Raw genomic sequence first — 26,976 nt, forward strand, 5'->3', positions numbered from 1 at the left:
TAGAAAGATAGAAGGAGTGAAGGGTTTGCCAGCGGTTCATTTGGAAATACTGAAAGAAGATTCCAGAACGAGAGCACGGTTAGGAAAATTACATACTCCCCACGGTGTGGTTGATACCCCTGTCTTTATGCCGGTCGGTACACAAGGAACGGTTAAATCTATAACCCCGGAAGAGATCAGGGAGATCGGAGCGGGAATTATTTTAAGCAACACCTATCATCTCTTTTTGCGGCCGGGACAGGAGTTGATCCGGGAAGCGGGCGGACTGCATCGCTTTATGAATTGGGATGGAGGAATTCTCACAGACAGCGGAGGCTTTCAAGTATTTAGTCTGGGAGATCTGCGCACAATTCAGGAAAGCGGAGTAGAATTTCGCTCCCATATCGACGGTTCACGCCAATTCTTAAGTCCCGAAATCGCGACCCAGGTTCAAATGGCTTTGGGATCGGATATTGTCATGGCCTTTGACGAATGTGCTCCCTATCCCAGCTCACGGGAGTACGTACAGAATTCCTTGGAAAGAACGACACGCTGGCTAAAACGCTGCAAGCAGACGTTGACGACCACAGAGACGCAAGCTTTGTTTGGCATCGTCCAAGGGGGTATGTATGAGGAGCTGCGTCGTCAAAGTGCGGCTGAAGTCACCGAACTCGACCTCCCCGGCTATGCCATAGGGGGATTGAGTGTGGGAGAGCCTAAGGAAGTGATGTATGAGGTTTTAGATTACACAGTTCCGCTGTTGCCGAGAGAAAAACCTCGTTATCTCATGGGTGTAGGTTCGCCGGACGCTCTTGTTGAAGGAGTCATGCGGGGGGTAGACATGTTTGATTGTGTCTTGCCGACTCGTATTGCCAGAAATGGCACGGCCATGACCCGTTATGGCAAAGTTATTATTCGCAACGCCAGCTCCGCCCATGATTTTGGCCCGATTGATCCGACTTGTGACTGCTACGCTTGCCGCAATTATTCAAGGGCCTATATCAGACATTTGCTTAAAGCGGAAGAAATATTAGGCTTGCGCCTGATGACGATCCACAATCTGAGGTATCTGCAAAATTTAATGCGCGAGATCAGGGAAGCAATTAAGGAAGAGCGTTTGCCTGAATTTCGGCAGAAGTGTTTTGCGGATTATGGATATGAGTAAGTTTTACAGTTGGCAAAGAATTGAGAAGGATTTTTGCTATGATATGGGGAATATGTTCAAAGAATAAATTAAGGGGGATTTAAAAATGTCTCAATCGACTATGTCCTTAGTCCTATATTTCGTTGTCTTTTTCGCTATCATGTATTTTCTGATGATTCGTCCGCAACAGAAACAGGCGAAACAGCGTCAGGCTTTGCTCAGTGGAGTTCGGGTAAAAGACCGGGTCATCACGTCCGGAGGAATCTATGGTAAAATCACAAAAGTAAAAGATAACTCCGTTATTTTGCAAATTGCGGACAAAGTGGAGATCGAAGTCGCCAAATCGGGAATTACAAGTGTGGAAAACCGCGATATTAATGCTGAGGATTCTAAAAAGAGTGACAAGAAAAATGATAAGAATGGCAAAACCAAAGATAATCAGGATGACAAAGGGATAGATCTGGGAAAAGAAACTCCGGAAATCTCCGAGAGTGAAAAAGCTTAGATATTCCCGATTTTGGGGCATACTAATGACCATGAGACAGAGACACGTGCCAAGAACAAGTCGTTTAAAAGCAAGTGGTTAGCTCCACTTGCTTTTTATGCAACCGGGCGGCGTCAGCCAAGTTTTCCAAGCCTTGGTGTTGTGGGAGGAGATTGTTTTGCCAAGAGTCACATTGCAAGATATAAAAGGAGATCCTTACGTTCACGGTCTGATCGAGGCGGGAAACTGTCATCTCGCGGCAATTGGCTATACCGAACATGGCCTCAGGCATGTGGGCCTGGTTTCTCATATCGCCTCGAATATTTTAGAGAAGCTGGAACATCCCGAGAGGGAGTGTGAATTGGCGGCCATAGCGGCCTACCTTCACGATATCGGCAATTCGGTAAATCGTGTTTCCCACGCTCAAACCGGGGCGATTCTGGCCGCAGGCATCCTCCAACGCCACGGAATGCCGCCGGAGGAAATCGCCGGCATTATCGGAGCAATCGGCAATCACGATGAAAGTGACGGGAATCCGGTCAATAATATATCGGCGGCCTTAATTCTGGCTGATAAATCGGATGTGCATCGTTCCCGCGTTCGCAATTCGGATCTTGCCACCTTTGACATCCACGACAGAGTCAATTACGCTGTCGAACGGTCTTTTCTCCGCGTTTATCCGCAAGAACGCATTGCCTTAGAATTGACGATTGACACGGAAATATGTCCGGTTATGGAGTATTTCGAAATCTTTCTGGCACGGATGCTGTTATGCCGGAAAGCCGCCGGATTTCTCAACACAAAATTTGAATTAAAAATTAACGAGGTCAAATTACTCTGATGGGGAACGTTGACTGTGGAATTGACAAAGTTCCGCTGTTCTATCTCAGATTGACATTGGAATCCTGAACGTTTTATAATGAGGATTGGCATGGGCAAGTCCCATCATATTTAAAAGGGAGGAAAGCAGATGAGACGGGGAAACATCATCAAACTCGTGACGCTGGTGCTTCTTGTAGCTGCGGCAGTAGCGCTATCGATTAAACCCCTTGCGGACCCTACAAAGGGAATTCCACTGGGACTTGACCTGCGCGGTGGAGTTCACTTAGTTTTACAAGCTGAGCCAAATAAAAATGGAACGCCGATTTCCAACGATGATATGGACAAGGCCAAAGCGATTATTTCCAAGCGGGTCAATGATCTGGGGGTATCCGAACCGATTATCCAGACAGATTATACTAAGAAACGGTTAGTCTTAGATTTAGCCGGGGTTTCCGATCCTGATCAAGCTGTGAATGTTCTAAAGACTACAGCCCAGTTAACGTTTAAAGATCCCACCGGAAACGTTGTTTTGCAGGGAGCCGAGCTTAAAGACGCTAAAGCCGGACAGGACCCTAGCGCCACCGGCGGTTATGTGGTTAATTTAACCTTTTCTGCCGATGGAACCAAGAAATTTTCGGATTTAACGACAAAATACATCGGACAACGGATAGGAATTTACTTAGACGACAAGCTGTTGACGAATCCGACAGTGAATGTGCCGATTACAAACGGTCAGGCTGAGATTACCGGCTATTCAAGCCTTGAAGCTGCCGCCAATGACGCTGTCCTGATGCGTTCCGGCTCTTTGCCCGTAAGCATGACGATTTCCGAGAAACACCAGGTGGGTGCGTCTTTGGGAATTGACTCCTTACATAAAAGCATCCAGGCAGGAATCTACGGTTTAATTTTCATTTTCCTGTTCATGCTTGCGTTTTATCGTTTACCTGGGGTTGTCGCTGATTTTTCCCTAATCGTATACGGCCTCATTGTACTTTGGATCTTTTGGATGTTTCGCGTGGTACTTACCTTGCCGGGAATCGCGGGATTTATTCTTTCGATCGGGATGGCCGTGGACTTTAATATTATCATTTACGAAAGAGTTAAAGAAGAGGTGCGGGCGGGAAAATCCCTGCGCGCGGGTGTCGAATCAGGTTTCAGCCGCGCCTTTATTACGGTTATAGATGCTCACGTGACAACTTTGATTGCGGCTCTGACCTTGTATTACTTTGGCAGCGGCACGATTAAAGGGTTTGCCTTAACCTTGGGAGTTGGTATCGTTGCCAGCTTGTTCACAGCCATTACTTTTACTCGTCTTGTCCTGCGTTTAATTGTTGGCATGAGCGCAAAAATGAACACAGCATGGTTTGGCGTTAGGAGGGGTGTATAATGGAAAAGGGGGAAAAAGGAGAAAAGGGGCATCCGGCAACCTATGAAGAGGTTCAAAAAATACATCCGCTCTATTTTAATGTTGTCAAGAAGCGTTACTGGTGGTTTGCTATTTCACTCCTGGTAATTATCCCGGGAATAATTTCTCTCTTTATGCACGGGTTGAATTTGGGGATTGATTTCAAGGGCGGAACCATGATTGAAATGACCTTCCAGAAACCTGTGACCCAAAGTGCTATCACCGATACCCTGCAATCCGTCGGGCTTAAGGGTGAAGTGCAATTGTCCAACGGCAATGAATCCGTTTTGATCAGGACGGATGCCCTTCAACCGGATAAGCGTGATGATTTAATGACAGCCTTGCAAAAAAAGGTTGGGGATTACGATAAAAAAACGCTGCAAGAGGATGAAGTAGGTCCGGCAATGGGTCAAGAGCTTACCCGCAACGCCTTTTGGTCTTTACTCATCGCCATGGGCCTGATGATCGCCTATATATCCTTTAGATTTCAGTTCGTGTTTGCTATATCGGGGATTATTGCTTTGCTGCACGATGTTTTGGTGGTTTTAGGCTTGTTTTCCATATTCCAGTGGCAAATTGACGCCCCTTTCGTAGCCGCAGTTTTGACGATTTTCGGATATTCTATTAATGATACCGTGGTCATTTTTGACCGCATCCGCGAGAATGAGACAAGAATGAGACGCGGGGACAGTTATGAGGACATGGTTGATAAGTCAGTTTGGCAAACCATGCGTCGTTCCGTGAATACGGTCGTCACTGTTTTAATCGCCCTATTCTCGGTCTTTATCCTGGGCGGAGAATCAACAAAAGTATTCTCTCTTGCTATGCTTATCGGAGTATTCAGCGGAGCGTATTCTTCCATTTTCAATGCCAGTCAAATATTAGTGGAAATCAAAACCCACATGAAAAAAACTCCCCGCAAAGGCGGTAAGCCGGTTCGCGCTTAAACTAAATTATTGTCCCTTAGAGCGGTCTTGAGATGATTCTCAAGGCCGCTTTTATTGTACGGTCAGACATGCCGCGAAAAGAGACCCTTTGGGTCAGGCAGCTTCGCCCCTATCCTTTACTCTTCAGGCGCTGGCCAAGCTTTCTTAGGCACTTAACCTGAGAATTGTGTGGTAAAAACTTGAGTAGAGAGAAAAATATGGTAGACTATAGGCAGCTATTTAAACCCAGTGCTTCAAGTTAAGGTTAAGTAAAGGAGCAAGCAAGCATGAGCAAGACGATAGGATTATTGGCTTTAATAGTTATGTTGTTAGTAAGCAGTGGCTGTTCCTTGGAAAAACCAATTCTTAAACAGCATGAGACAGAGTCGGTCAGTCCTTCTTCCCTAACTTTGCCAACGGAACCATCAAGCGTTTTACCCGGGAATTTAAGCAGTCAGGAAACTAGGGCGCCTTCCTCGCCGGTCCCTGTCCTTTATTACCACTCTGTTATGCGCGAGGAGAATAACGAAGTAAGAATGCCCCCGGAGCAATTTGAAGAACAAATGGCTTACCTGCAAAGTCAGGGTTACCATAGCATCTCCTTGTATCAATTATTCGAATCCTTATATCACGAAGGCACGCTCCCCGCGAAACCCTTTGTTATAACCTTTGATGATGGGTATGCCGATAATTATCAAACGGCCTTTCCTATTCTAAAGAAATATGGATTTGTGGCGACAATTTTCATGGTTTCCAGTTTTATCGATGGCCAAGGTTTTTTGACCTGGACTCAACTTAAAGAGCTTTCTGAGAATGGCTGGGATATCGAAGACCACACAGTATCTCATCCCTATTTGACAGCTTTGAGTGCTCAGAACGTTTTCCAAGAGCTGGCAACTTCCAAGGGAGTATTAGAAAAGGGCCTGGGCCATTCTGTAGATTTTTTTGCGTATCCCTACGGCAGTTTCAATGATGAAATAGTGCAAGCGGTGAAGCAGACAGGGTATATTATGGCTTTTACAACTCTTCGCGGCTGGGCCGATGCCAAGACGGATGCTTGGCATGTCCATAGGGTTTACTGCTATGCCGATATGGGAATGAGCGAGTTTATCCGCCGAGTACAGAATCCAGAGTATTGAGGACATGTTTGCTGGAAAATAGGCCGGAAGTTATTTGTTTTTTTGGACTGACTATCTTTGGCAGACTAACCTCAAATCTTATTTAGGAAGTTATGAACTTAGGTATATCCGTTTTCCTCCGGAGTAAGGGACGGTTTAGCTGATATTTTCCCGGGGATGGACTGGGCATGGCTGCAATTAGTTAATAAAAGAATTTATGGTAATTATTAACATTTATTGCCTTTACACCATATCTTAAAGTAAGCCCAAGATAAACATTTCGATGCAATAGGAGGTTGTTAGGTATGGCTTTCGGTGCAGGTGCTGTTGACGGTGTTGACGGTGTTGGGTGTACACCGAACTTTTTACCAGGGATTGCTATTGTCGTTGTGATTATTCTTCTCTTAATTGCAATGGGTATTGTCTTTTAATTTCTACGGAAATGGAATAGGAGGGTATACAATGTACGGATATGGTGTAGGATATGGAGCTGGATGTTGTGCTCCCGTAGCTCCTGTAGCCCCTGTAGCTCCGATGGGACCTGGTGTTGGTGTTGGCGTTGGAATTATAGCGATCGCTATTCTTATTTTAATCGCCTTAGGCGTTATATTTTAAAGATTACCGAGATTAAAAATAAAGGAGGAAAAAACAATGGCTTTTGGAGCAGGTGGAGTTGGATGTGGAACCGGTTTAGGTGCAGGGATTGCAATCGTAGTCGTGATTATTCTTTTGCTTATCGCTTTAGGTATTGTATTCTAAGTGACAACTGTATGAGCGATTCGGGGGTGATTTAATGTACGGTTATGGTTCAGGAAGCTGTGTTGGGGTCGGAATCATCGCTATTGCAATTTTAATTCTGATTGCTTTAGGAGTTATCTTCTAAAATTTCAGTTGGGAATATAGATTGAAAAGTTAGGATTATAGATTGAAAAGGGTGTGACGGCTATTTGGTTGAGTTCGTTGCCCCTTTTCTGTTTATTGTCCGAAAGCATAGCTTTATTAAACACTTTAGGGTATAAATGTGATTAGGATTTTCTGTTCTTAAAACTAACAAAGCGCAAAAACATCGTTTTTGGGCACAAGCAGCGTTTTTTATCCTCTGAAGACTGAAGCATAAAAATAACTATGGTGCACTGTTCTTTGCTGAAAGCGGCGCACCATAGTCGATTCCGTAATTCCTACTGTAAAGGAAAAAATAGATATTACAATGAAAATTGTTATAAATTCTGATAAGAGAGAAATCTAAGAAAAGAAAAGTTCAGCATTAGCGGTTTACCACCACCAGCGTCGGAAGCCCCACCATGGTCCAAATCCAAAACCGAAGCCCCACCCGGGGAAACCCCAGCCCCAACGGCCCCACCACATAGGAATTACCTCCTTTGAATTTAACCCTAACCTGGATTAAACTAATATAAACTATGAATCATTAAGTTAAAATGTTACATAAATGTAAATATATTCAACAAAGTGATAACTAAGGTGACTATCAAAAGCGGAATCTCCGCGGGGTGTTTGCAAGACTAGATTGGATAAAATTGGGCCATACTAGCTCCATAGTTTAGGTTGGGGGAGAGGTTGTTGGTTTTTATTAAACTAGTCCTACTTGAAGGAGTGCTTCTTTTTTCAGCAGGTATGATTTTTTTTGGAGGAATATGGGGAACTGTCGCCTCTACGGTAGTGATTACCGGATTGAACATATTTGTTCATTCCTTTGGTGAATTTTGGTATTGGGAGATACCTTTGCTTTTTGGGGGAGCACTTGGAGTATTGTTGTTGCTTTTTATAGCAAAATTAAGCAAACAAAGTAAAGCGGTTAGCGGCATAGTGGGCGGCTTGATAGGCCTTGTTCTCTTCGGGGCTTTTTTAACGCCCATGGCGGCCATTGTCCTCTGGATTCTCGTTGTCGGTATGGGTTTAATCCCGAAAAGTCAGAATAAGCATATTTTGTTGAGTCTAGCCCCAACTATCTTGCGCTTAGCCCTTGGGCTTGGAAGTATAATCTTTGGAAACTTTATGACATTCTAATGTAAAAAAACCTTGCCATAAGTTGCACTATTTGGTATCGTTATCATATACTGAAAACTGTCAGGCATTATAGCTGGGCCGCCTAAGTGGGGCAACGGAGAAATCCGTGGGACTTCTTTAATAAGGAGTCCTATTTTTTGTACAGAAAGTATAACTTGATTAAATGCTTTCCAGAGCAGGAGTGCAACCTATACCAGCGATCATAGCACTTAGGGGCAAACAAGTTGCAGACAGAATTTTGCCCCAAGCTGATTTCTTGACAGAGTTTCCAAGGCTGGATCGTGTGGCGTGTCGAAAAGAGAGGATAAACTAATGAATGATAAAACTCAAGTTGCAACCTTATCGGTAGCTTCCAATTCCTTTCTGACCTTAACTAAGATTGTTATTGGAGTATTGAGCGGTTCGGTTAGTATTTTGTCAGAAGGAATTCACTCCGGAATTGATCTAGTGGCCGCCTTTATTGCTCTCTTCGCGGTACGGGAGTCCGGTAAACCGGCAGACTCACGGCATGCTTACGGACATGGAAAAATCGAAAACGTCTCAGGGACCATCGAGGCGGTTCTCATTTTTATAGCAGCGGTTATGATTATTTTTAAAGCGCTTCAGAAAGCCTATTGTATTTTTGAGGGCAATGCCGGCAGTGCCGGCAATTTGGGGATTGGTATGATCATTATGGGCTTTTCTTCACTGATCAATTTTGCTGTTTCCAGACAGTTGATGAAGGTCGCCAAAAGAACAGAATCCATAGCCCTTGAAGCGGACGCTCTTCATTTGCGTACGGATGTCTACACCTCTGCCGGTGTTTTCTGCGGGCTTTTGCTAATTAAGGCTACAGGCTGGATAATCTTAGATCCGATTGTAGCGCTTGGTGTCGCCCTGTTGATCCTTAAGACCTCCTTTGAATTAACGAAAGAAGCTTTCTCGCCGCTTGTCGATGTCAGTTTACCGGAGGAGGAGCGCGAGATCATTTCCGGGATTCTCAAGCTGCATGCCGACGAATTTGTCGAGTTTCACGAACTCCGGACTCGGAGAGCCGGGGCGGAACGGCATGTTGATTTGCATCTCGTGGTGGCGAAATATACTCCTGTCGTAGATGCTCATGATTTGTGCGACCGGATTGAACTGGAAATTAATAAAAAGCTCCACGGAACTCATATCCTTATCCACGCCGAACCGTGCGGCAACCGGGGAGAAGCCTGTTCCCTTGAGGAAACTACGAGTCCTATCTGCCGGCACTGTCAAGAGAAGAACGAAAATGAAGCTCGGCATTCAGGGAATTAATTATTTGAGCGCAAGCAGACACAAATAATTAATTTTGCCCCTTGGAGGTTAAAACTTTGCGCTTGAAGGACCGAACCCCTAAGAATGGTTGCCGCCTTTTTCGTTCTGTCATATAATGATAGTCTAGGGGGTATATTGTGAAACGGATATGGACAATGACATCATCATTCGGGCAGATGTCAAAACTTCTCTGTAAATGTCTGCGAATTTCTCCGATTGTTTCTGATATCTTAATTCAGAGAAATCTCCGGGAACCTGAAGAGGTTATTGAATTTTTACACCCGACACTTCTGAACTTAGCTTCGCCGTTTTCTTTCCGGCAGATGCCGCGGGTTCTTGAACGTTTGTCTCTGGCTTTGGAGAAGAAAGAAAAGGTACTGGTCTATGGAGATTACGATGTGGATGGGGTGACTAGTACTGCTTTATTATATAAAGTACTTACAGATCTGGGGTTTCAGGCAGTCGCTTATATCCCTCATCGACAAGACGAAGGGTATGGGCTTCATGAAGAGGCGATTCGACGAGCGGCCAGGGCGGAAGTTAAAGTCCTCATTACCGTTGACTGTGGAGTGACAGCAGTTTCCGAAGTGAAGATCGCCAAGGACTTGGGTATTGACGTTGTGATAACAGATCATCATGAGCCGCCGGAATGTCTGCCGGAAGCGTTAGCTTTGTTAAACCCTAAAGTTGCGGATTCGGGTTATCCCTTTCGCGATTTAGCCGGGGTGGGAGTAGCTTTTAAGTTGGCTCAAGCCCTTCTCCAAGTATTTGGCAACTCAGAAGCTGATGTTGCTTCGGAAATCAGCCTGCTTGATTTAGTGGCCTTAGGAACTATTGCCGATCTGGTGCCTCTGGTCGGAGAAAACCGGGTTTTTGTCCATCAGGGACTTCGGCAAATGGAAAATACAGTCCATCCGGGGTTGGACGCTCTTCTCCAGGAATGCGGGCTTAAGGACAAGCCTCTTAAAGCGGGGCAAATTGGCTTTATGGTAGCACCGAGGATTAATGCAGTAGGACGTATGGACAGTGCCCGGGAAGGTCTCGAACTCCTTTTGACGGAAGATTTAGGAAGGGCCGAGGAACTTGCCCGGTTGTTAACCAAAGAAAATCAGTCTCGCCAGGAAACGGAGAAAGAGATCTTGGCAGAGGCGATTTCTTTAATAGAACGTGAACCCTTACCAAGAGTGATTGTACTTTCTTCCGATCATTGGCACCATGGGGTGATAGGGATTGTGGCTTCTCGTTTGGTTGAACGTTATTATCGCCCTGTGTTTATGATTGCCGAAGAAGGCAAGGAAGCTAAAGGTTCGGCTCGCGGGATTCCAGGCTATCCGGTTTTAGAGCAGTTAAAAACTCAAACAGAGCTTCTGGAGAAATATGGAGGGCATAGTGCGGCCGCAGGGTTTTCCCTTTTTACGGAGAACATCGGGCGACTGAGGGAGGGGCTGAATCGTCAAGCCGCAGCTTTTGCGGAAACACTTTTTCAAGAGGTTCTACATATAGATCGCAAGATCTCCCTGGAGGAGGTTTCAGCAGATTTGCTTCATGACCTGGAAATGATGGCACCTTTTGGTTTCGGCAACCCTGGCCCTGTTCTGGCGATGCGGGAAATTCCGGTACATTCTGTGAATACAGTGGGTAAAGAACGGAATCATCTTAAATTCCGCTTTGGCAATCATGGCGAACAGGAAGGAATTGCTTTTCGCCTGGGAGATCGCTTTTCTGAACTTAATGGCTCGGCTAAGCTCGATGCGGCCTTTAGTTTAGACTGGAATACATTTCAAGGACAAGATAAGGTTCAGTTAATGATTAAGGACGTTCAGCTTAAAGCAAGCTGGCTTGGCGGCGAAATAGCTTTTGAGGATGATGAGCAAAGCACTTGGCAGCAAGTTGCCGCAGCTCAGGACGGTCTTGACTTTGAGTGGTTGGACTGGCACGAGTTATATCCTTACGAGTGGACTCCGGCGGACAAAAAAAGAATATGGGTTTGGGACATGACCGGCTTGGAATCACACTTGGACCTTTGGGCTGATTCCTTGCTGCCAAATTATTTTCCACGCGAAACCCTAAAAAATAGGCAATTCCTCGATAAGACCGGCTTGTCCTTGGGAGAAGATGAAGGTTTGGGTCTTATTCTCGGTCTCCCGCTCTCAGCAGAGGAGTTTGAGGAAGGATTGGAGAAATTCCGGCAATTAGGGATTTATCGTTTGGCCATATCAGGATATCAAGATCTTCAAGAAGAGAGGGTTCGCAAACAATGTGGATATTTGACACGTGACGAGCTTATCCGGTTTTATCGAGAGCTTAAGAACAAAGCGTCTGAAAGTAACCCTTTTCACGTCCAGCTTGCTTCCAGAGAGGATCGGGAGTTAAAAGCGGCATTGAAAATCTTTGAGGAATTGGGGCTTCTTCACTGTCTTGGCGGAAGCGAAAAAATTGCTTTGGAGTGGATACCGGCCCAGAGCAGGTTGGATCTGGAAACTTCACTGCGTTATCGCTACAGTAAAGAACGGTTTGAACAGGCTTTAACCTTTCAGAAGAAACTACTGGCAAATTTCCCCAGTTGCAGAGAGAAACTTAGAAGGGCGGAACGATCATGAATTTTAGCGAACACATTCGTGTCATTGCTGATTTTCCCAAGGAAGGTATTTCTTATAAGGATATCACGACCCTGCTTAAAAACGGCGAGGTTTACCGTGCGGCGATTAATGAAATGGTGGAAAGGATTAAGCCCTGGCGGCCTGAGGTCATCGTTGGTCCTGAGGCTCGCGGATTTTTATTAGGGGCTCCGGTTGCCTATGCTTTAGGCATAGGTTTCGTGCCGGTACGAAAGCCCGGGAAATTGCCGGCTCAGACTATTTGTGAAACTTATGCGCTGGAATATGGGGCGGATACTTTAGAGGTGCATGCGGACGCTATACACCCCGGAGAGCGAATTGTGATCGTCGATGATCTGCTGGCCACAGGAGGGACGATGCTGGCGACTGCCAATCTGGTGAAAAAAATTGGCGCTGAAGTGTTGGGAATGGGTTTTTTAATCGAACTGTCTTTTTTAAATGGACGTCAGAAGTTAGCTGATTATCCCGTTTTCTCACTGGTAGACTACCAAGAGTAGCCTATGCTTGTTAAATCGGATGAGAGGAGTTCGCTAATGTCCTTCGCTGAGTTACGGGTTAAACTGCAAAAGACGACTTCACAATCACGTCTGGCGATTGTGGACAAAGCTTACCAATTTGCTGAAGTGGCTCATCGCAACCAACTTCGCAATTCCGGAGAAGATTATATTTTGCATCCTCTGGAAGTCGCTCAGATTTTAGCCGACCTGGAAATGGACGAAGCAACCATCGCTGCCGCCTTACTCCATGACGTTGTGGAAGATACTTCGTTTACGCTGACCGATATTGAGAAAGAATTCGGTTCCGAAATTGCTTTACTTGTCGATGGCGTGACGAAACTTGGCCGGATTGAATACAAAAGTAAGGTTGAGCAGCAAGTCGAAAATCTGCGCAAGATGTTTTTGGCTATGGCCAAGGATATCCGGGTTATCCTTATAAAGCTAGCCGATCGGCTGCACAATATGCGCACGCTCAAGTATCACTCTGCGGAAAAGCAAAAAGAAATTGCCCAGGAAACTTTGGAGATATTTGCTCCTCTGGCGAATCGTTTGGGAATCTTTCGCATTAAATGGGAATTGGAGGACCTTTCCTTTCGCTATCTCAAGCCTCAGGAATACTATGATTTGGTTGAGGGGATAGCATTAAAGCGGCGCGAACGGGAAGCTTATATCAATAAGGTTATCGTGCAAATGCGCCAACGTCTGAACGAAGTGGAAATTTATGCCGACATTGCCGGCCGCCCGAAACATTTTTACAGCATTTATCGTAAAATGACCACTCAGCACAAGGAGCTAAGTGAAATCTACGATCTGATGGCTATCCGGGTGATCGTGGAATCTGTTAACGATTGCTACGGAGCCTTGGGGATTATTCACACGTTATGGAAGCCTATTCCCGGGCGTTTTAAAGACTATATAGCTATGCCTAAACCGAATATGTATCAATCCTTGCATACAACCTTAATTGGTGAGCAGGGAGAGCCTTTTGAGATTCAGATTCGGACTTGCGAGATGCATCGAACGGCAGAGTATGGCATTGCCGCCCACTGGAAATATAAAGAGGCAAACAATAAAGAAAGTGCCAGCAGTGGGAGCAGGCCCGCGGGCAAGGTCAACTTTGAACAGAAGCTTTCCTGGCTGCGTCAATTGCTGGAGTGGCAGCACGAATCCAGGGACGCCGGGGAGTTTATGGAGTCCTTAAAGATTGACCTGTTCTCGGATACGGTTTTTGTTTTTACTCCGAAAGGAGACGTCGTTGAATTACCTGCCGGTTCATGTCCCGTTGATTTTGCTTATCGGGTGCACACGGATGTAGGTCACCGCTGCATTGGAGCCAAAATTAATGGGCGGATTGTCCCCTTGGATACTAAATTGGCCAACGGTGATATTTTAGAAATCCTTACGTCTAAGCAAGGCGGCGGCCCAAGCCGGGACTGGCTTGTCTTCGTTAAAACCTCACAGGCCAAGAACAGAATTCGCCAATGGTTTAAGAAGGAGCAGCGCGAGGATAATATTATCCGCGGCCGAGAAAGCTTGGAAAGAGAGGTCCGCAAGCTGGGCCTTGATCCGGCTCTGGTCTTGAAGCCCGAGAGCCTTGCAGCCATAGGGAAAAGTCAAAATCTCATAGGGATTGATGACCTCTATGCTTCTATCGGGGATGGCGTACTGACTCCCAATAAAGTTCTGATGCGTCTGCGCGAGGAACTTTCTAAAGAAGAACGGGAAAAGCTGCAATTGGCCGCTCTGCAGCAAGGCGAGGGAAAACCGGCTGCTCAAGCCCATTATGGGAAGGCGTCTCACGGCGTGCGCGTCAAAGGCGTGGATAATGTTTTGGTGCGTTTTTCACGCTGCTGTAATCCTTTGCCGGGGGATGCCATTATCGGCTATATAACGCGCGGACGGGGAGTCTCGATTCATCGCAAGGATTGCAGCAATATCTTGAGTCACTCTCAGGAAGAGCGCGAACGGGTTGTAGAAGTCGTTTGGGCCGAACAAGAGGATTCTACTTACCCTGTGGACATTAAAATACATGGCATAGATAAGCCGCGTTTGGTTACAGAAATCATGAATACCGTGCTGGATACCAGAACACATATCCTGGGGATTAATGCCCGAGTGGGAAAGGATAATGTAGCGCGTATTCAGCTGCGGGTCGAGATCCGCAACCTCGAACAGCTGAAAACGGTCATCAATAAAATTCGCAAGATCAAAGACATAACGGACGTTGAGCGGATTCATTCAGGAGGAAAATAACATGCGCAGTGTTGTTCAGCGTGTTAAGCGGGCCTCTGTTGCTGTACAAGGCGAAACCGTAGGGAAAATTTCCGCCGGACTTTTAGTCTTTCTGGGAGTGGGGCAACACGACGGCGACTCGGATTTGGCTTGGATGGCGGATAAACTCACCGGCTTGAGAATCTTTGAAGATTCGGCGGGAAAAATGAATCGTTCTGTTCTGGATTTTGGCGGAGACATCCTTTTGGTTTCTCAATTTACCCTTTATGGGGATTGCCGGAGCGGAAAACGGCCGAGCTTCACCGCGGCAGCACCGCCGGAAAGAGCCAAGATACTTTTTGAACAAGAGGCGGAAGAACTTAGAAGACGGGGATTAAAGGTGGAAACCGGGGTCTTTCAAGCGGAAATGGCCGTTGAATTGGTCAATGACGGGCCGGTGACGATACTTTTGGACAGTGAGAAAACGTTCTAAACGGGAGGGATTACCATGATTGAGGGACGGGTAATGGGCCCCATGGGAGCAAACTGCTATCTCTATGCATGTCCGGAAAGCAAAAAAGCTGTCTTGATTGATCCGGGCGCTGATGGCAAAAGAATTTATCGCTGGGTTCTGGAGAAAGGATTCAAGGTCGAGTATATCCTTCTGACCCATGGACATGTGGATCATATCGGAGCTGTGGATGAGTTAAGAGAGCTCTTAGGAGATGTTCAAGTCGGGATTCATGCCGGGGATTCAGGGATGCTTACGGACGGCAGAAAAAATCTTTCCAGCTATTTTGGCCCCGCTGTGGTTCTAAAAGGCGCGGATTTACTTTTGGCAGACGGGCAGGAAATCTTGGTGGGCAAAGAACGCTTGAAAGTGATTGCTACCCCTGGGCATTCTCCGGGTGGGATTTGCTTCTTGTGTTCCGAAGGATTGTTCAGCGGGGACACGCTCTTCGCGGGGTCAATCGGGCGTACGGATTTCCCGGGAGGGTCTTTAGATTTGCTCCTCAGAGGAATAAAAGAAAAGCTGCTCATCCTTCCGGACAGTACGAGAGTTTTCCCCGGACACGGAGAAGAGACCAGCATTGGCGAGGAAAAACGCGATAATCCCTTTTTAATGTAAACTTTCTGCAAAGTGTTGCACAACAGAGATGAGTTCGGCTCCATTGACAAATATTAATTTTATTTGTTAAAATAATTGGACAAACTATTATGTATACCTTAAATATTTAAGTTTGAGCTTTTCGAGATACCGTACGGAAGATACTGCGTTATAAACTTTCTCCAGAGAGGGCCTTGGCGTGACTGGAACCGGCCTGAAGGATACGCAGTAGGACAGCCGAATGGGAATAGCTGATACTGCGGGTGGTTTCGTTAACAACCAAAAAGTGGGCGGATAAATTCCGTCAATAAGGGTGGCACCACGAGAAGTTCTCGTCCCTTGCGCAAAGCAAGGAACGAGAACTTTTTTGATACTCTGCAACCAGGCCTCCGCCTGCGCTGAAGTTACGTTTTATAGTTTCGTGGTGTTTGGCCGTAGACGAGGGCTTTTAATAATGCCAATCAGAGCTAAGGAGGAAAAACAGTGGCGATTCAACGACCAAAAGGAACCCAGGATTTACTGCCTGGTACGATCGAACAATGGCAATATCTTGAAGAAACGATTCGATCTGTCTGCCGGGATTTTGGGTACGAAGAAATTCGAACGCCCATCTTTGAGGCAACAGAGCTTTTCCAGCGAGGGGTAGGACAGACAACAGATATTGTCAAAAAGGAAATGTATACATTCCTGGACAAAGGGGACCGCTCCATGACTTTACGGCCGGAGGGAACGGCCTCTGTCTGCCGCGCCTACGTTGAAAACAAGCTTTATGGACAGCCTTTGCCGGTTAAATTATATTACATTGGGCCGATGTTTCGTTATGAACGCCCGCAAAGCGGCCGTTTTCGTCAATTTCATCAATTTGGCGTGGAGGTTTTAGGGGCCGATCAACCGCTGGTGGATGCTGAGGTAATTAGCTTAGTTTGGAATTTGTATCAAAGACTCGGACTCGCCGGTTTGGAAGTTCACCTTAATTCTGTGGGCTGTCCGACCTGTCGGGCTACTCACCGGGAACAACTGCAGAAATTTTTAACGCCGAAAAAAGCGGAGTTGTGCGATGATTGTCAGGAGCGTTTTGAACGGAACCCGCTGCGGATTTTGGACTGCAAAAACCCCAATTGTCAAGCGGTGACGGAAGGCGCGCCGACCACCTTAGACACTCTGTGCCCGGACTGCGGTGCCCACTTTGAGAAAGTTCTCAGCTTGCTGAGGGAAGCAGGAGTTGCTTACAGAACAAATCCACGCCTGGTGCGGGGACTTGATTATTATACCAAAACCGCCTTCGAAGTTATGGTGGAAGAGATCGGTGCGCAGAGCGCTATTTGCGGAGGCGGGCGCTATGATGGTCTTGTTCAGGAAATTGAAGGACCGGCGACTCCGGGCATTGGTTTTGCCATGGGTCTGGAGCGGGTTTTAGCCGCCCTGCAAGTTCAGGGCAAATTTTCCGAAAGACGCTCGAAGCCGTTTGCCATGCTGATCGCCTTAGGAGATAAAGCCCAAAACGAAGGGTTTTCTCTCGTGAGTGCCTTGCGTGCCAGAGGAATCCCGGTAAGCATGGATCTTTTGGGCCGCAGCTTAAAAGCGCAGCTTAAGATGGCGAACCGTGAGGGCGCGGAATTTGCTCTCATTTTAGGAGAAGAGGAATTGGAACGCGGAGTTCTTCTCTTGCGCGATTTAACGTCAGGAGATCAAATTGAAGTTCCTGTAAACGAAGCCGTTGAAGTGGTTTGTATGAAGCAGCAGAGAGGGGTTTAAGCAATGACAGTATTTTCAGAACGTGTTGCCAATGGAGAGCTAAGTTTGAGTCGTGTAGGTGAAGTGGTCCGGTTATTAGGGTGGGTTCAGCGCCGTCGTGACCATGGGGGTCTGATTTTTGTCGATCTGCGGGACCGTTCCGGTCTTGTTCAAGTCGTCTTTGACCCTGAGAAACTGAAAGAGAGCTTCAGTTTAGCGGAAAGCCTTCGCTCGGAATTTGTCGTTTCAATTCTGGGTGAAGTTATTGCCCGGCCTGAAGGAATGATCAACCCAAACTTGGCGACCGGAGAGATCGAGGTTGTCGCTCAGAAACTTGAGATTTTAAATGGAGCTAAAACTCCTCCCTTCTATCTTGTGGATCAAGTGGATGTCGATGAGACAGTGCGTTTAAAATACCGTTACCTCGATTTGCGCCGGCCGGAAATGCAAGCTGTCTTTAAGACAAGGCACCAAGTGATGCAAATTATGCGTTCTTTCTTTGACAGTCGGGGTTTCTATGAAATTGAAACACCGACACTCATTAAATCTTCACCGGAAGGGGCCAGGGATTATCTCGTTCCCAGCCGTGTCCATCCGGGAGAATTTTATGCCTTACCCCAGTCCCCTCAAATATTTAAGCAGCTTTTGATGGTTAGCGGGATGGAAAAATACTTCCAGATTGCCCGTTGTTTTCGGGACGAGGACCTTAGAGCAGACCGGCAGCCGGAATTTACTCAGCTTGATATCGAGATGTCCTTTGTGGAAGTAGAGGATATTCTTTCCCTGATGGAGCAGTTAATAGTAAGAATCTTTTCGGAAACTATCGGTCAATCCGTGACGCTGCCTTTCCCGCGCCTTACCTATAAGGAAGCCATGGATCGCTTTGGTTCCGATAAACCGGACACGCGCTTCGGTATGGAACTCATTGACGTGGGAGAGATTGTAGGCAAGTCAGGGTTTAAAGTGTTTGCCAATGTCGTTGCTAACGGCGGAAGCGTGAAATGTCTCTGTGCCAAGGGGTGTGCGGGAATGCCCCGGCGGGAAATTGATGATTTGGGAAAATTTGTTGGCGCCTATCGGGCCAAAGGCCTAGCTTGGATCGTCTTTTCCGAGGAGGGAATAAAATCCCCCATTACGAAATTTTTCTCTGAGCAGGAAATGCAAGCCCTCATTGAGATTACTAAGGCTGAGACCGGTGATATCTTGTTTTTTGTCGCCGATAAGTATCCCATTGTTTGTGACGCTCTGGGGCACCTGCGCTTGGAGCTGGCGAAACGGTTAGGCCTTATACCGGAGAATACGTTTAACTTCTTGTGGGTTACCGAATTCCCTCTCTTGGAGTATGATGAGGAAGAACAACGGTATGTGGCCATTCACCATCCCTTCACGGCCCCAATGGATGAAGATCTGGCAATCTTGGAGAAGGAGCCCCTGAAGGTACGGGCCAAAGCTTATGATATGGTTCTTAATGGTACAGAACTCGGCGGCGGGAGCATCCGAATTCATCGCCGCAGCGTCCAGGAACAGATCTTCAAGTTAATAGGCTTATCTGAGGAAGAAGCGACTGCTAAATTCGGCTATTTGCTGGAAGCTTTTGAATTTGGGACTCCTCCTCACGGTGGAGTTGCCTTTGGGCTGGACCGCATGATTATGCTTTTGACAGGAAAAGACAATATCAGGGATGTCATTGCTTTCCCGAAAACTCAAAGCGCTTCGGATCTTATGGTTCACGCGCCTTCTTCTGTAGACGAAAAGCAATTGAGGGAGCTAAATATTAAAACGGTTTTAAAGTAGCCGGTGCATGAGAGGGGATATAGTCTAAGCCTGCGTTTGTGCTGAGGAAAAGTAATCGTAATTTAATTAGGAATCATTTGACATAAGCGCAGCGCTTAGATATAATTACATTGTAGCTACCCCCTTAGGGTATCGGAGGAAACTGTATGATTAATTCAACGACTTACTCAGAATCCAAAGAGGATCTCACGCGCCGACTTAAGAAAATTGAAGGCCAGGTTAAGGGAATTCAGCGTATGGTTGAGAACGACAAGTACTGTGTCGATGTGCTGATCCAAGTCGCCGCCGTACGCGCCGCACTTAACAAAGTTGGTACTATGGTTTTCGAGCGTCATTCACGCGGCTGTATGCGTAAGGCGATCGAAAGCAATAACCAAGAGGCCGCCATCGAAGAGCTTATCGGGGTGCTAACGAAATTTATTAAATAATTTTAATAATTGGGGGGATTATCATGGCAGGTGCAAATGTAAAAACATTTACAACAGCAAATTTTGAATCGGATGTTCTGAAATCTGAGAAACCGGTTTTAGTTGATTTCTGGGCTCCTTGGTGCAGTCCATGTCGGATGGTGGCGCCGGTAGTTGAAGAATTGGCTGATTCTTATGTTGGAAAAATAGTTATCGGCAAGCTTGATGTTGATGAAAATGGGCCTATTGCCGGCCAGTATGGTGTCATGAGCATCCCGACTCTCGCTGTGTTCAAAGGCGGAAAATTGGTAGACAAAATTACAGGATTCCGTGGGAAACCGGATCTTGTGAAAATGATTGAAGCTCAGCTTTAATCTCTAAAACCAGAGACGGCATACAGAACTTAAAATTTATTAAAAATTTGGTTTTACTCTAAAGAAAGGGTCTTCTTCATAACCGGGAAGGCTCTAGACAAGAGAGCAGACAAGGGGACGGTTCTTCTGTCTAACTGGTGAGACGGAACTGTTCCCTTGTCTGCTTTGTCTGCTTCCTATGATTTGTTGTCGGGATTAAATCGTTCCCGCCCCATTTCCGCAGGAGTGTAGAAAACTTGTCCTTGTACTTGAGGGGGAAGGTACGTTTGTTTTACCCAGTGATTAGGGTAGTTATGAGGGTACAAATATCCTTGGCCATTCCCTAATTTTTCAGCGCCGGGATAGTTGCTGCTGCGCAGATGCATGGGAACTTCTCCGGTGGGATGTTTTTTTACATAGGCCAATGCTTTGTCGATACTTTGGGCAGCGCTGTTGCTTTTAGGAGCAGTGGCGATCGCTAATACGGCTTGGGTGAGAGGTATTCGGGCTTCCGGCAAACCGAGCCATTCCAAGGCGTTGGCGGCAGCGTGGGCCTGCAGCATGGCCAGAGGGTCGGCCAGGCCGACGTCTTCTGAGGCATGAACAATGATTCTGCGCATAATAAAACGAGGGTCTTCTCCGGCTTCAAGTAAAACAGCCAGCCAGTAGAGGGCGGCATCCGGGTCTGAGCCGCGCATACTTTTGATAAAAGCGGAAATGATGTCATAATGATTGTCCCCTGATTTGTCAAAGCGTATAGCCCTCTGCTGAATGGATTCTTCAGCTATTTTCAGGGTGATATGCCGGATTCCATCTTCCGCCGGGGTGGTCAGAACAGCAAGTTCCAAAGCATTGAGGGCTCTGCGCAAATCTCCGTTGGCATAATTCAGCCAGTGTTCCCAGGCCTGAGGAGATATTTCAACTTGATAGCGGCCCAAACCCCTCTCCGGGTCTCGCAGTGCTTTTTCCAGGCCGAGACGGATTTCCGCCGGCGTTAAGAGTTCTAAATGAAAGAGCGTAGAACGGCTCAGAAGGGCGGAATTCAACTCGAAGAAGGGATTTTCCGTCGTTGCCCCAATGAAAGTTATGGTCCCATTTTCTACAGAGGGCAAAAGGGCATCCTGTTGTCCTTTATTAAAGCGGTGAACTTCATCACAGAATACTAAAGTACGCTTTCCATAAAGGTGCAAGTCCTCTGTGGCTTGCAGGGTGATCTCACGCAGTTCTTTTACTCCCGAGGTGACAGCATTAAGGCGCACAAAACGGGAAGTAGTTTGTGAGGCGATCACTTGGGCGAGGCTGGTTTTGCCCGTGCCGGGAGGACCGTAGAGAATCAGGGAGGAAACGCGGTCCGCTTCAATTGCTCGGCGGAGAAGTTTGCCGGGTCCCAGAATATGGTCCTGGCCGATATATTCATCAAGTGTTCTGGGGCGCATTCGCTCGGCGAGCGGTGCGACTTGATGCTGATCGAACGTCGCTGAAAATAGATTCATAAAATTGCTGTTCCTTTCTTAGGGATGTAGACAAAAGCACAGAAACTATTTACTCTAGATTATAACACATGGATTTTCCCAGTGCTGGACGTGATGTGCGGGATTGCTCCAGGGGAATATAAAGTATAATGCTCTGAATTCACTAATTTAAAAATCTAGTAAAAGAGTTGGATATAGCCTTGACAAATTCCGAGTGTTTTAGTAAGATATGTTTGTAAAGATAACTACATGATAACTCTTGGAAAAGAGGTGAGGGTGTGAAACTCTCAACCAAAGGCAGGTATGGCGTAAGAGCTATGTTTGATTTAGCTCAGCATATGGGTGAGGGACCTATTTCTCTAAAAAGTATTTCGGAAAGACAGGGGATTTCTGAACACTATTTGGAGCAGCTTGTGGCGGGACTGCGCAAAGCGGGATTGGTGAAGAGCGTTCGCGGGGCCCAAGGAGGCTATTTATTAGGCAAAGAGCCGAATAAAATAACTGTCGGGGATATCATTCGGGTTTTGGAAGGACCTATAGCACCAACAGACTGTGTCTCCGAAGAGGACCCGGAATGTTGTACTAAGGCAGAATATTGCATTACCCGGACAATTTGGGAAAAGGTTCGGGATTCTATTGCTGAAGTTTTAGATTCCATCACTCTGCAAACAATGCTCGAAGATGCTCAAAAGCTCGAATCTGAGCGCAACTTGTATATGTACTATATTTAGCCCTTATTACCTGACAATAAAATTAAAGGGAGTGAGTCCATGCGGCGAGTTTATTTAGACCACAGTGCCACCACTCCGGTTGATCCGGAAGTGGCGGACTTAATGATGACCTACTATACGGAGAAATATGGCAATCCTTCCAGTGTTCACAGCTTTGGCAGAGAAGCCAAGCAGGCTTTGGAGGAAGCCCGGCGGCAAGTAGCGGAACTGATCGGCGCTGCTCCCTCGGAAATTACCTTTACCAGCGGCGGAACGGAAGCCGATAATCTGGCTATTTTGGGAACTGCGGAAGCGCTGCGTCAAAAGGGCAAGCACATCATTACTTCGGCTGTGGAACATCATGCAGTTTTAGAGACCTGCGAATACTTAGAAAAAAACGGCTTTGCTCTGACAATTATTCCTGTGGATGATGAAGGTATCATTTCAGTTGAAGCTATCAAAGAGGCTATCCGTCCGGACACTATTTTGATCACCATCATGCATGCCAACAATGAAGTCGGATCAATTCAGCCTATTGCCGAGATTGGCAAACTGGCCAAAGAACACGGCATAACCTTTCATGTCGATGCCGTGCAATCTTGCGGCAAAATTCCCATTAACGTGCAGAAGATGAATGTGGATCTCCTGACTGTTTCCAGTCATAAGATCTATGGACCGAAAGGAGTGGGAGCACTCTACATTCGCAAAGGCGTTCGGGTTGTACCTTTAGTTCACGGCGGCGGCCAAGAAAAGAAACGCCGTTCCGGCACAGAAAATACTCCGGGCATCATCGGTTTCGGTAAAGCCTGCGAATTAGCAAGTCAGCGCATGGCCCAAGACGCTCAGCAGCAAATAAAGCTGCGGGACAAGTTAATGAACGGTATTCTGCAGAAGATTGACTTTGTTAAAATTAACGGACCCCGTGGCGAGAAGCGCTTGCCGAACAATGTCAATGTCAGTATTCAGTTTGTTGAAGGTGAGTCTTTATTGCTTTCCCTTGACATGCTGGGCATTGCTGCTTCAAGTGGCTCAGCTTGTACATCCGGTTCTCTGGACCCTTCTCATGTACTGCTGGCTATGGGTTTGGTCCACGAAATTGCTCACGGCTCTCTTCGTTTTACCTTAGGGCGTCAGAATACGGAAGACGATATTGATTACGTTCTGGAGCAATTGCCTAGGATTGTGGAACGCCTGCGCATGATGTCCCCCCTCTACGATAAAGCGATTCATGCCCCCAAAGCACAATAACCTTGGCAGTGAATTTAATTTCTTCAGGGCTGTTTGCACCTTCAAGCGAATTGTGGCCGTTTTCGCTCTAGAGATAACTTAAAAAATCGTGTTCGAAAATCTGATGACAAGGAGAGGATTAAAATGTATACAGAAAAAGTGATGGACCATTTTACGAACCCCCGCAATGTTGGTGAAATTGAAAATGCCGATGGTGTTGGAGAAGTTGGGAATGCTAAATGCGGAGATATCATGCGTATTTATTTAGATGTTGAAGGGGACGTTATTAAGGACGTAAAGTTTAAAACCTTTGGCTGTGGAGCGGCCGTAGCGACGAGCAGCATGGTGACGGAAATGGTCAAAGGAAAAACGATCGAAGAAGCCTTGGTTATTTCCAATGCTGCCGTAGCTGAAGCTTTAGGCGGACTTCCTCCGGCCAAAATGCATTGTTCCAATCTTGCCGCTGATGCTCTTCACGCTGCGATAAAAGATTATCGAGAAAAACAGGAAAAAAAGGAATAGATGAGTATGGCTCTGACCGCAAAGCCTAAAGTAGTGGTGGGTATGAGCGGCGGTGTGGATAGCTCCATGGCCGCCGCTTTGCTTAAGGAACAAGGGTATGAGGTAATAGGGGTGACCCTGCAAATTTGGGAATCAGCCGCTCCGGAAGTGGAAGGGGGCTGCTGCTCCATTTCGGCCATTGACGATGCCAGGCGCGTTGCTTCTCAACTGGGGATACCTCATTATGTCCTGAATTTTCGCTCATACTTTCAAGAATCCGTTGTCGATTATTTCACGGAGTCTTATTTAAGGGGAGAGACTCCGAACCCCTGCTTAGCCTGCAATAAGTTTGTAAAATTCGGGGAAATGCTGCGCAAAGCCCGTGGTTTGGGTGCCGACTACATAGCAACAGGCCATTATGCTCAAGTGTTGCGTGACCCGGATAGTGATCGTTTCCTTTTAAGTAAAAGCTCAGATGAACGCAAAGATCAAACTTATGCCTTGTATATGTTAAACCAAGAGCAGCTTGCTCATACCCTTTTTCCTTTGGCCGAATATACTAAAGACCAGGTCCGCAAAATGGCGGCTGAACTGGGCTTAGGTGTAGCTGCCAAACCGGACAGTCAGGAGATATGTTTTGTACCGGACGATGATTATGCTTCTTTTGTCCGGGAACGGTCCCCAAAGCGGATTAAACCGGGTCACTTTGTGGATCTTCAAGGAAACATTCTGGGAAAGCATGAAGGAATTATTCACTATACAGTAGGGCAAAGAAAAGGTCTGGGGGTTGCCTTTGGCAAACCAAAATATGTCGTCGGTCTGATTCCCTCCCGCAATGAAGTGGTGTTGGGGGACGATCGGGATGTTTACTCCGATTCGCTCTGGGCCACGGATTTGAACTGGATTTCTATACCTGATCTAAGAGAACCGTTAAAGGTTGTGGCAAAAATTCGCTATAACTCTTCAGGGGCGCCTGCGACAGTTTTTCCTCCCAGTGCCGGCGGCAGTACAAATGTCTTGGTGCGCTTTGCCGAACCCCAGCGTGCGGTGACGCCGGGACAAGCTGTGGTTTTTTATGATGGAAACTTAGTGGTTGGCGGCGGGAAAATCAGTTCGGAAACGAGCAACTAATTTTACCAATTTATGAATGGATTTTGGAGTAGCAGGGAAGAGTATAGATAGAGTTTTTTTAGGAGGTGAAATGTATGCGCCGTTCTCGGGAAATTGTCGGTTTACCCGTTTTGGACCTGAAAAGCGGAACTTCCATCGGTTGGGTGCAGGATCTGGTCTTGGACAGTAACAAAGATGAAGTTGCAGGAATTCTCCTTGAAGGCGGACATATTTTTCACTCGACTAAAGGAATTCCCCGGAAGGCCATTGTTAACGTCGGTAAAGATGCTGTTACAGTTCAGGAAAAGACGGTAGAAGAACTTAAAGGGATACGATGGTCTGACAAAATTGGGAACGAAGTCTATACCCAAGCTGGAGACTCAAGAGGGACGATTGAAGATATTTTTGTTGATGATTCCGTAGAAAAGTTGGTGGGCTTTGAGATCTCAGACGGACTCTTCGCTGACCTTCTTCATGGTCGGGGTACAATCCTGCGGCCGCACGTCATGATCGATGGGAAAGATATCTTAATCGTTGATAATCAAGTATCTCCCTTGGATCAAGCAAATGAAGGGGGTTTCTGATCATGAATTGTCCGGTTTGCTCAGGGCGCGCTATCGGTAAAGTGGGAGTTGAACAGTTCTACTGCTGGGATTGTTGTGTCGAATTTACGACCCAAACTGACAAAGTCGTCATTTATGATTTAGCGGAAGACGGTTCTCTGGTTGCTTGGGAAGATCCGGCTTTAGCCCAGGGAACCTCATGTGCGGTTGCGGATTAAGAATTAGCGCTAAGTAGATCCGAATTTCCTAATATATAGATGATTAAAGCGCGCTTAGCGCGCTTTTTCCGTGATAATCCGCAGTATAGTCATGAATGAGAGGCGTTTCAGGAATTTGTTTACTTATCACTTTACTTTTAAGTGCGGCTTGCCTGCACGCCCTAAGTTTAACCCCTGTCCCTATTGGCCTGTGAGGTAGTTAGTGATGGATGTCAACATACGTCGTCCCGATTGGAGAAAATTGCCCTTAAAATGGATATTTGCTGTTGTCTGCCTTGCTCTTGGCCTGCTCTTGCTGTACCAGGTGAAGGGGGTTCTGGGTCCCTTCTTTTTAGGTTTTTTACTGGCTTATTTGCTGAACCCTTTTGTAGAAGGGTTAGAGAGATACCATCTTAGCCGTTATAAAGCGATTGCTGTTGTTTTTGCGGTGATCCTGGCAGTGTTGGCTCTGGCAATTTTTCTGATTCTTCCGGTAGTCTACACGGAACTGAGCAAGTTAGCTTTAATTTTGCCTGTTATTATTCAGTCAATTACAGAACGGATTGAAATGTTTCGCGCACATTTCAAAGCCAGCGGTCTGCCAAGCCGCGTAGCTCTTGTCTTAGATCAGCATTTAGGCCAAGGTGAAGTGGTCCTGGCTGAACATCTTAACAAATTTATAACCAATTTGCCCAACGTCCTGTCTACAGTAACATTTTACATACTGTCTCCTGTCATTACTATTTATCTTTTGGCAGATTGGAAAAAGATCGGGGTTCGGTTTTTTCGCTTGGTTCCTCAGCGGCGGCGTCTGGGCTGGAGACGTGTCTGGCAGGACATTAACCATACGGTTCGTCAATTCGTGCGGGGGGACCTGGTTGTGGCAGTGATTGTCGGGGTGCTCATAGGGATCGGGGTTAAATTAGTGGGGATGGATTATGCCTTGCTTATTGGGTTAATCTGCGGAGTCTTTGATCTTATTCCTTACTTCGGACCCGTGATTGGGGCTGTGCCCTCGGTTCTGCTGGCTCTAACCAAGTCTCCCGGCATGGCCTTAAAAGTCGCTCTGGTTATCTTGGTCGTCCAACAAATCGAGGGAAATATAATATCTCCGAAACTGATGGGAGACAGTGTCGGACTCCATCCCCTTTGGGTTATGTTCGCACTTTTAGCGGGCGGCGAGATTGCAGGGTTCTGGGGTATGCTGCTGGCAGTTCCAGTAGCGGCCGTGATCCGGGTCTTGCTTAAGCATATTTACAACAAGCTGGTTTCTCCCCAGGTGTAAGATGG

27 protein-coding genes are annotated in these 26,976 nt (G+C 46.6%); 26 read left to right on the forward strand and 1 reads right to left on the reverse strand.

The genetic code is table 11. The features are described from left to right. The first annotated feature begins 25 nt into the window (after nt 1-25). From tgt to trxA, 19 genes are all read left to right on the forward strand, one after another. Nucleotides 26-1,144: a tRNA guanosine(34) transglycosylase Tgt gene (tgt, locus tag REC12_RS17870; RefSeq protein WP_308896815.1), complete on the forward strand. Its 1,119-nt coding sequence runs from the start codon at nt 26-28 to the stop codon at nt 1,142-1,144. Between the two features lie 85 nt (nt 1,145-1,229). Next, entirely contained in the window at nt 1,230-1,628 is a 399-nt protein-coding gene (yajC, locus tag REC12_RS17875) for a preprotein translocase subunit YajC (protein ID WP_308896816.1), read from the forward strand. 157 nt (nt 1,629-1,785) lie between these two features. Continuing rightward, nucleotides 1,786-2,448 (forward strand): HD domain-containing protein, encoded by a 663-nt coding sequence (locus REC12_RS17880; protein ID WP_308896817.1) that lies wholly within the window; start codon nt 1,786-1,788, stop codon nt 2,446-2,448. Nucleotides 2,449-2,577: 129 nt separating this feature from the next. Then, nucleotides 2,578-3,816: a protein translocase subunit SecD gene (gene secD / locus REC12_RS17885; RefSeq protein ID WP_308896819.1), complete on the forward strand. Its 1,239-nt coding sequence runs from the start codon at nt 2,578-2,580 to the stop codon at nt 3,814-3,816. Next, entirely contained in the window at nt 3,816-4,781 is a 966-nt protein-coding gene (gene secF, locus REC12_RS17890; protein ID WP_308896821.1) for a protein translocase subunit SecF, read from the forward strand. The genes secD and secF overlap by 1 nt, the downstream gene beginning before the upstream one ends. A gap of 266 nt (nt 4,782-5,047) precedes the next feature. Further along, nucleotides 5,048-5,899, forward strand: coding sequence for a polysaccharide deacetylase family protein (locus REC12_RS17895; protein WP_308896823.1), 852 nt, complete (start codon nt 5,048-5,050; stop codon nt 5,897-5,899). A gap of 284 nt (nt 5,900-6,183) precedes the next feature. Next, nucleotides 6,184-6,309: a hypothetical protein gene (locus REC12_RS17900; RefSeq protein WP_308896825.1), complete on the forward strand. Its 126-nt coding sequence runs from the start codon at nt 6,184-6,186 to the stop codon at nt 6,307-6,309. A 31-nt stretch (nt 6,310-6,340) separates the two neighbouring features. Continuing rightward, nucleotides 6,341-6,493, forward strand: coding sequence for a hypothetical protein (locus REC12_RS17905; protein WP_308896827.1), 153 nt, complete (start codon nt 6,341-6,343; stop codon nt 6,491-6,493). Between the two features lie 963 nt (nt 6,494-7,456). Next, entirely contained in the window at nt 7,457-7,903 is a 447-nt protein-coding gene (locus tag REC12_RS17910) for a hypothetical protein (RefSeq protein ID WP_308896828.1), read from the forward strand. Between the two features lie 312 nt (nt 7,904-8,215). After that, nucleotides 8,216-9,184, forward strand: coding sequence for a cation diffusion facilitator family transporter (locus REC12_RS17915; RefSeq protein ID WP_308896830.1), 969 nt, complete (start codon nt 8,216-8,218; stop codon nt 9,182-9,184). Nucleotides 9,185-9,318: 134 nt separating this feature from the next. After that, nucleotides 9,319-11,784: a single-stranded-DNA-specific exonuclease RecJ gene (gene recJ, locus REC12_RS17920; protein WP_445223114.1), complete on the forward strand. Its 2,466-nt coding sequence runs from the start codon at nt 9,319-9,321 to the stop codon at nt 11,782-11,784. Beyond that, nucleotides 11,781-12,299, forward strand: a complete 519-nt coding sequence (locus REC12_RS17925; RefSeq protein WP_308896833.1) for an adenine phosphoribosyltransferase — start codon at nt 11,781-11,783, stop codon at nt 12,297-12,299. Before recJ ends, REC12_RS17925 begins: the two co-directional genes overlap by 4 nt. A 36-nt stretch (nt 12,300-12,335) precedes the next feature. After that, nucleotides 12,336-14,552, forward strand: coding sequence for a RelA/SpoT family protein (locus tag REC12_RS17930; protein ID WP_308896835.1), 2,217 nt, complete (start codon nt 12,336-12,338; stop codon nt 14,550-14,552). Nucleotide 14,553: 1 nt separating this feature from the next. Next, nucleotides 14,554-15,003 (forward strand): D-aminoacyl-tRNA deacylase, encoded by a 450-nt coding sequence (gene dtd / locus REC12_RS17935; RefSeq protein WP_308896838.1) that lies wholly within the window; start codon nt 14,554-14,556, stop codon nt 15,001-15,003. A 15-nt stretch (nt 15,004-15,018) separates the two neighbouring features. Beyond that, nucleotides 15,019-15,639, forward strand: a complete 621-nt coding sequence (locus REC12_RS17940; protein WP_308896839.1) for an MBL fold metallo-hydrolase — start codon at nt 15,019-15,021, stop codon at nt 15,637-15,639. 462 nt (nt 15,640-16,101) lie between these two features. Beyond that, nucleotides 16,102-17,373 (forward strand): histidine--tRNA ligase, encoded by a 1,272-nt coding sequence (gene hisS, locus REC12_RS17945; RefSeq protein WP_308896841.1) that lies wholly within the window; start codon nt 16,102-16,104, stop codon nt 17,371-17,373. Nucleotides 17,374-17,376: 3 nt separating this feature from the next. Continuing rightward, nucleotides 17,377-19,146 (forward strand): aspartate--tRNA ligase, encoded by a 1,770-nt coding sequence (gene aspS / locus REC12_RS17950; RefSeq protein ID WP_308896842.1) that lies wholly within the window; start codon nt 17,377-17,379, stop codon nt 19,144-19,146. A 146-nt stretch (nt 19,147-19,292) separates the two neighbouring features. After that, on the forward strand, nt 19,293-19,574 hold the full coding sequence (locus tag REC12_RS17955) for a metal-sensitive transcriptional regulator (RefSeq protein ID WP_308896843.1): 282 nt from the start codon (nt 19,293-19,295) through the stop codon (nt 19,572-19,574). A gap of 23 nt (nt 19,575-19,597) precedes the next feature. Next, nucleotides 19,598-19,927: a thioredoxin gene (trxA, locus tag REC12_RS17960; protein ID WP_308896845.1), complete on the forward strand. Its 330-nt coding sequence runs from the start codon at nt 19,598-19,600 to the stop codon at nt 19,925-19,927. Nucleotides 19,928-20,103: 176 nt separating this feature from the next. Here the strand turns inward: trxA and REC12_RS17965 are convergent, their stop codons facing one another. Beyond that, complete coding sequence (locus REC12_RS17965; protein WP_308896847.1) at nt 20,104-21,399, reverse strand: replication-associated recombination protein A; 1,296 nt, start codon at nt 21,397-21,399, stop codon at nt 20,104-20,106. 257 nt (nt 21,400-21,656) lie between these two features. Here REC12_RS17965 and REC12_RS17970 point away from each other — a divergent pair, with 257 nt between their 5' ends. The 7 genes from REC12_RS17970 (at nt 21,657) to REC12_RS18000 (ending at nt 26,971) form a co-directional block, all read left to right on the forward strand. Next, nucleotides 21,657-22,109: an RrF2 family transcriptional regulator gene (locus REC12_RS17970; RefSeq protein ID WP_308896848.1), complete on the forward strand. Its 453-nt coding sequence runs from the start codon at nt 21,657-21,659 to the stop codon at nt 22,107-22,109. A gap of 39 nt (nt 22,110-22,148) precedes the next feature. Continuing rightward, nucleotides 22,149-23,336: a cysteine desulfurase NifS gene (nifS, locus tag REC12_RS17975; protein ID WP_308896850.1), complete on the forward strand. Its 1,188-nt coding sequence runs from the start codon at nt 22,149-22,151 to the stop codon at nt 23,334-23,336. Between the two features lie 123 nt (nt 23,337-23,459). Next, complete coding sequence (gene nifU, locus REC12_RS17980) at nt 23,460-23,837, forward strand: Fe-S cluster assembly scaffold protein NifU (protein WP_308896852.1); 378 nt, start codon at nt 23,460-23,462, stop codon at nt 23,835-23,837. Nucleotides 23,838-23,843: 6 nt separating this feature from the next. After that, nucleotides 23,844-24,947: a tRNA 2-thiouridine(34) synthase MnmA gene (gene mnmA / locus REC12_RS17985; RefSeq protein WP_308896854.1), complete on the forward strand. Its 1,104-nt coding sequence runs from the start codon at nt 23,844-23,846 to the stop codon at nt 24,945-24,947. A 74-nt stretch (nt 24,948-25,021) separates the two neighbouring features. After that, entirely contained in the window at nt 25,022-25,510 is a 489-nt protein-coding gene (locus REC12_RS17990; protein WP_308896856.1) for a PRC-barrel domain-containing protein, read from the forward strand. Nucleotides 25,511-25,512: 2 nt separating this feature from the next. Further along, nucleotides 25,513-25,707 carry a YrzR-like zinc ribbon domain gene (locus tag REC12_RS17995; protein WP_308896857.1) on the forward strand — a complete coding sequence of 65 codons (195 nt, stop codon included), beginning with the start codon at nt 25,513-25,515 and terminating at the stop codon, nt 25,705-25,707. A 205-nt stretch (nt 25,708-25,912) separates the two neighbouring features. Continuing rightward, on the forward strand, nt 25,913-26,971 hold the full coding sequence (locus REC12_RS18000) for an AI-2E family transporter (RefSeq protein ID WP_308896859.1): 1,059 nt from the start codon (nt 25,913-25,915) through the stop codon (nt 26,969-26,971). Nucleotides 26,972-26,976: the final 5 nt, after the last annotated feature.

The sequence above is a fragment of the Candidatus Desulfosporosinus nitrosoreducens genome, from assembly GCF_030954495.1.
GTDB lineage: Bacteria > Bacillota > Desulfitobacteriia > Desulfitobacteriales > Desulfitobacteriaceae > Desulfosporosinus > Desulfosporosinus nitrosoreducens.

What these genes read in the sequence shown, in the direction of transcription:
- yajC (WP_308896816.1), top strand. Translation starts at nt 1,230, where the DNA reads ATGTCTCAATCGACTATGTCCTTAGTCCTATATTTCGTTGTCTTTTTC.
- secD (WP_308896819.1), top strand. Translation starts at nt 2,578, where the DNA reads ATGAGACGGGGAAACATCATCAAACTCGTGACGCTGGTGCTTCTTGTA.
- secF (WP_308896821.1), top strand. Translation starts at nt 3,816, where the DNA reads ATGGAAAAGGGGGAAAAAGGAGAAAAGGGGCATCCGGCAACCTATGAA.
- REC12_RS17895 (WP_308896823.1), top strand. Translation starts at nt 5,048, where the DNA reads ATGAGCAAGACGATAGGATTATTGGCTTTAATAGTTATGTTGTTAGTA.
- REC12_RS17900 (WP_308896825.1), top strand. Translation starts at nt 6,184, where the DNA reads ATGGCTTTCGGTGCAGGTGCTGTTGACGGTGTTGACGGTGTTGGGTGT.
- REC12_RS17905 (WP_308896827.1), top strand. Translation starts at nt 6,341, where the DNA reads ATGTACGGATATGGTGTAGGATATGGAGCTGGATGTTGTGCTCCCGTA.
- REC12_RS17915 (WP_308896830.1), top strand. Translation starts at nt 8,216, where the DNA reads ATGAATGATAAAACTCAAGTTGCAACCTTATCGGTAGCTTCCAATTCC.
- REC12_RS17925 (WP_308896833.1), top strand. Translation starts at nt 11,781, where the DNA reads ATGAATTTTAGCGAACACATTCGTGTCATTGCTGATTTTCCCAAGGAA.
- REC12_RS17930 (WP_308896835.1), top strand. Translation starts at nt 12,336, where the DNA reads ATGTCCTTCGCTGAGTTACGGGTTAAACTGCAAAAGACGACTTCACAA.
- dtd (WP_308896838.1), top strand. Translation starts at nt 14,554, where the DNA reads ATGCGCAGTGTTGTTCAGCGTGTTAAGCGGGCCTCTGTTGCTGTACAA.
- REC12_RS17940 (WP_308896839.1), top strand. Translation starts at nt 15,019, where the DNA reads ATGATTGAGGGACGGGTAATGGGCCCCATGGGAGCAAACTGCTATCTC.
- aspS (WP_308896842.1), top strand. Translation starts at nt 17,377, where the DNA reads ATGACAGTATTTTCAGAACGTGTTGCCAATGGAGAGCTAAGTTTGAGT.
- REC12_RS17955 (WP_308896843.1), top strand. Translation starts at nt 19,293, where the DNA reads ATGATTAATTCAACGACTTACTCAGAATCCAAAGAGGATCTCACGCGC.
- trxA (WP_308896845.1), top strand. Translation starts at nt 19,598, where the DNA reads ATGGCAGGTGCAAATGTAAAAACATTTACAACAGCAAATTTTGAATCG.
- REC12_RS17965 (WP_308896847.1), bottom strand. Translation starts at nt 21,399, where the DNA reads ATGAATCTATTTTCAGCGACGTTCGATCAGCATCAAGTCGCACCGCTC.
- nifS (WP_308896850.1), top strand. Translation starts at nt 22,149, where the DNA reads ATGCGGCGAGTTTATTTAGACCACAGTGCCACCACTCCGGTTGATCCG.
- nifU (WP_308896852.1), top strand. Translation starts at nt 23,460, where the DNA reads ATGTATACAGAAAAAGTGATGGACCATTTTACGAACCCCCGCAATGTT.
- mnmA (WP_308896854.1), top strand. Translation starts at nt 23,844, where the DNA reads ATGGCTCTGACCGCAAAGCCTAAAGTAGTGGTGGGTATGAGCGGCGGT.
- REC12_RS17990 (WP_308896856.1), top strand. Translation starts at nt 25,022, where the DNA reads ATGCGCCGTTCTCGGGAAATTGTCGGTTTACCCGTTTTGGACCTGAAA.
- REC12_RS17995 (WP_308896857.1), top strand. Translation starts at nt 25,513, where the DNA reads ATGAATTGTCCGGTTTGCTCAGGGCGCGCTATCGGTAAAGTGGGAGTT.
- REC12_RS18000 (WP_308896859.1), top strand. Translation starts at nt 25,913, where the DNA reads ATGGATGTCAACATACGTCGTCCCGATTGGAGAAAATTGCCCTTAAAA.